3 protein-coding genes and 1 tRNA gene are annotated in these 3368 nt (G+C 48.2%); 2 read left to right on the forward strand and 2 right to left on the reverse strand.

Annotation, left to right across the window (positions count from 1 at the left end; translation table 11 throughout):
• The first annotated feature begins 18 nt into the window (after positions 1-18).
• Both AB1552_14220 and AB1552_14225 read left to right on the forward strand, forming a co-directional pair.
• Positions 19-363 (forward strand): four helix bundle protein, encoded by a 345-nt coding sequence (locus tag AB1552_14220; GenBank protein ID MEW6054915.1) that lies wholly within the window; start codon positions 19-21, stop codon positions 361-363.
• Between the two features lie 34 nt (positions 364-397).
• Positions 398-473 (forward strand) — tRNA-Glu (locus AB1552_14225).
• 441 nt (positions 474-914) lie between these two features.
• On the opposite strand, the gene AB1552_14230 is transcribed toward AB1552_14225, so the two are convergent.
• Complete coding sequence (locus AB1552_14230) at positions 915-2048, reverse strand: AAA family ATPase (protein ID MEW6054916.1); 1134 nt, start codon at positions 2046-2048, stop codon at positions 915-917.
• 322 nt (positions 2049-2370) lie between these two features.
• Positions 2371-3368 (reverse strand): transposase (locus AB1552_14235; protein MEW6054917.1); only part of this gene is annotated, 998 nt, incomplete at its 5' end.

Raw genomic sequence — 3368 nt, forward strand, 5'->3', positions numbered from 1 at the left:
AGAGACTTGAGATAGAGAATGTTTAAATTCGAAAAACTTAATGTATGGCAAAAAAGTCTTGAGGCATTTGAAAAGGTAGCTTCAGTATCTGACAAAATTCCGATTAGATATCAGTCTTCAATTGGAGATCAGATAAGAAGAAGCTGTCTTTCAATATCTGCCAACATTTCAGAAGCAACTGGCAGAAGCAATATAAAAGAGCAGAAATATCATTATTCTGTTGCAAAGGGCTCAATTTATGAAACAGCGAGTCTTCTTTATATTATGAAAAACAGGAAGTATCTTGATAAAGATACCTTTGAAGGTTTATATGCAGAACTCGACGAGATAGCTATGATGCTTCATGGATTAATTGAGAAATAACTCTATCGCTATCTGCGGTCTCTTTCTGAATAAAGGTCCCATCGTCTAGAGGCCTAGGACGTGGCCCTCTCAAGGCTAAAACACGGGTTCGAATCCCGTTGGGACCGCCAATAAAATCAAGGGGTTACAGGGTTTCTGCGTGTGTCTCCCCTTCAGAACGTGATAAAAACGTGATATTCAGCTTTGAAACGGCGCTTCTCAATGAGTCCACATTGAGGTGCGCGTAACGCTTCGTCATCCTCAAATCTTTGTGGCCGAGCAGCTTTGAGATAGTGTGAAGATCAACCCGTCGCTGCCTGAGCGGGCATATACGGCAAAGCACATGCAACGACCGGATGGAAGCATAATAAAGACAAGAATGTGGTGGAAAAGGACAAGGTCATCGGGGCATGCTTAGCCGCTGGTGGTGTATGAAGGAGGCCGCATGGTGAAGAAACTCCCCGGCAAGAAGAGGGCAAGCAGACAAACAAGCTGAACAAACGGCATTATCGACAGAAAAAACAAACAATGGCAATAAGCCCGGTTGTGGACATCCGGAATCTTCCGGTTCTTCACTTTAATCCAAGAAGGAATTCCGCAGCCGGCTCGATGGAAATACCATCTCTTAACAGCCTCTCCCTTCCCCGATAGACAAGGAGCCTTTTTGCTTCGGGGTAGTCTTCACCGAATGCCTTGAGCGGCCTGAGATCCTGAGGATGTATGGTAGCGGTGTTTTTTACTTCTATCGCCTGGAAGATGTCCTTCCCGTATACAATAAAATCAACTTCGGACCCGGCGCTGGTCCTCCAATAGAACAGTTCGCACCCGGGCTGGAAATAATCTATCCATGCCCTCAAGTGCTGGGCAACCAGCCCTTCGAGTGCGGCGCCTGATTTCTCCTCGGGTCGGTCAAGAGGGCCTGATGGCCGAAGGACGTTGTAAATGCCGGCATCGAAAAAATAAAACTTCGGGTGGGAGGCAACTGCCCTTTTCGCCCTCCTGGAAAATACAGGGATTCTGAAGGCAAGGAGCAGGTCTTCCAATATTACGATATAGCCTTCCACTACCTTCCGCTCTATCTGGCATTCGCGCGCAACATTGCTTATATTCAGGACGGAGCCATGGGAAAAGCTCATAGTTTCGAGGAACCTGGTAAAGTTCCCGATGTTTCTCGTAAGTCCTTCCATCTGGACTTCTTCCCTGAGGTAGAGGTCCACATAGGCCTGAAGTGTTGCCATCGTGTCTTGGCTGTTAAGAACGAGTGGTATCGTGCCGATTTGCAGGGCCTTGTCCAGTTCAAACAGATTTTTGAGCTCGGCCGCCATAAATGGGTGCATATGCTTCATTAGCGCCCGGCCGGCAAGCAGGTTTACACCTCCCCTGCGTAACTTGCGCGCGCTTGAGCCGGTCATGATAAACTGGAGGCCCCGCTTCTCTTCAATGAGGCTATGCACCACTTCGAGAAGCTGTGGCGCCTTCTGCACCTCGTCTATAACAACCGTCCTTTTCTCTTTGTGCGCGCCTATCAACTCTCTCAGCCTCTCGGGACGGGCAGTGTAATTCCGGAAGACGTCGGGAAGCAAAAGATCAAGATACAAGGCCTGCGGATAGGTTTTTTTGATAAAGGTGGATTTCCCCGTACCCCTCGGCCCGAGGAGAAAAAAACTTTGCTTTTCGGGCTTTAAGAATCGTTTAATTGTTTCCATTTTTAGTCCATTTTCGGAATTATAATATCCGAATTTTAACCTAATGTCAAGGCATTAAAGGAGCGAAATTCGATTCCCTTGATTCCCTGATAAGCCGGGGAGGAGAGTGATTTCTTGTTATTTGTGCAGTTTAGATTTAGCCGTCATGCCCGAAGTTCATAGTCGGGCATCCAATTTTTAGATTTTTGGATTCCTTCTACTCGTTTTTTTGGTCAGCATAAAGCGCGAGAATGGTTCTTTAGTTGATTTTGACGGTATTTAGGCGCAGTTATCCCTTCATCCCTCAATAATAAAATTCCTTTTATGGGCTCAGCCTACGGTCTCACCCTGAACCAGCGAGGCAATCGGCAGCATGAGACAGCCAGTGCAGCCTAAGCGCCGACTTTGAAAAAAGAAGCTTCCACTTTCTGGCATGTCGTACCAATTTCCCCGGCACACGTACGAGGTCGCGGATAATTGTCCGGATGCCGTGCTTGCGAGCTTCCTTCGGCAGAAGCTTCATCTGCAAGGCAACCAGCAGATTCTGTGCAATCTGCCCGGCTGAGTAGAAAGCCCGATTAGCGTTGAAAGAACCACAGGGCGGATGATGCAAATCCAGGTGGATCAAGGGTCCTTTTAACGCGTTTTCCTGCCCCTGTTTCCCACGATGCCGCTTCACAAGTTCCTTAAGAGACAGATCAACCCTGCTGATAAGGATAAACGTATACCTGGGCAATAACAGTTTCTGTGTGCCTTCGTACAAAGAGCGGACAACTACGTATGCCTCTTCTTCCTTCCACCCCCGGGGACGGTGAAAAAGAAGCACCGCATGCTCAGTCCCATCATCATTGATAGCCTCCCAATCACTTTCTTCCAAGTCGCTTATCTGCTCCCGTAAAGGGCGCTTGTACGTTTCACTCGTCACGCTGATGGAATAATCCCAGCCCTTGTTGCGGCAGGACTCTACAACTTCTTTACGGTAATAAGCGTTATCAAAGCGTGCCCATACCGGATGCCCTTCTCCAATCATCTCCGATGTCTCCTCCAGTAACTCCTTCACCCCATGGGCTACGTCGCCACCGCCTTTTTGCAGCTTCTGTGTTACCCACAGCCCGCCAACAAACGCTGCATGAAGCCAATACCCAAGACTGCCATCGTAGAGCTTCCCCGCACCTTCATGATACTGCCCCGTCACTTCTATACCCGTGCCATCTACAAACACCGGTATATAGCCCTTCGTCTGTTCTTCGTATTCTAAAACTGAGTCTACTATCTTTGCTGCCTGCAAACGTGCAACTGTTAAAAAACTCTCGCACGCCCGCTCGTCGAACCTGCCAAGAT

Source organism: Nitrospirota bacterium (genome assembly GCA_040754395.1).
Classification (GTDB): Bacteria; Nitrospirota; Thermodesulfovibrionia; order Thermodesulfovibrionales; family SM23-35; genus JBFMCL01.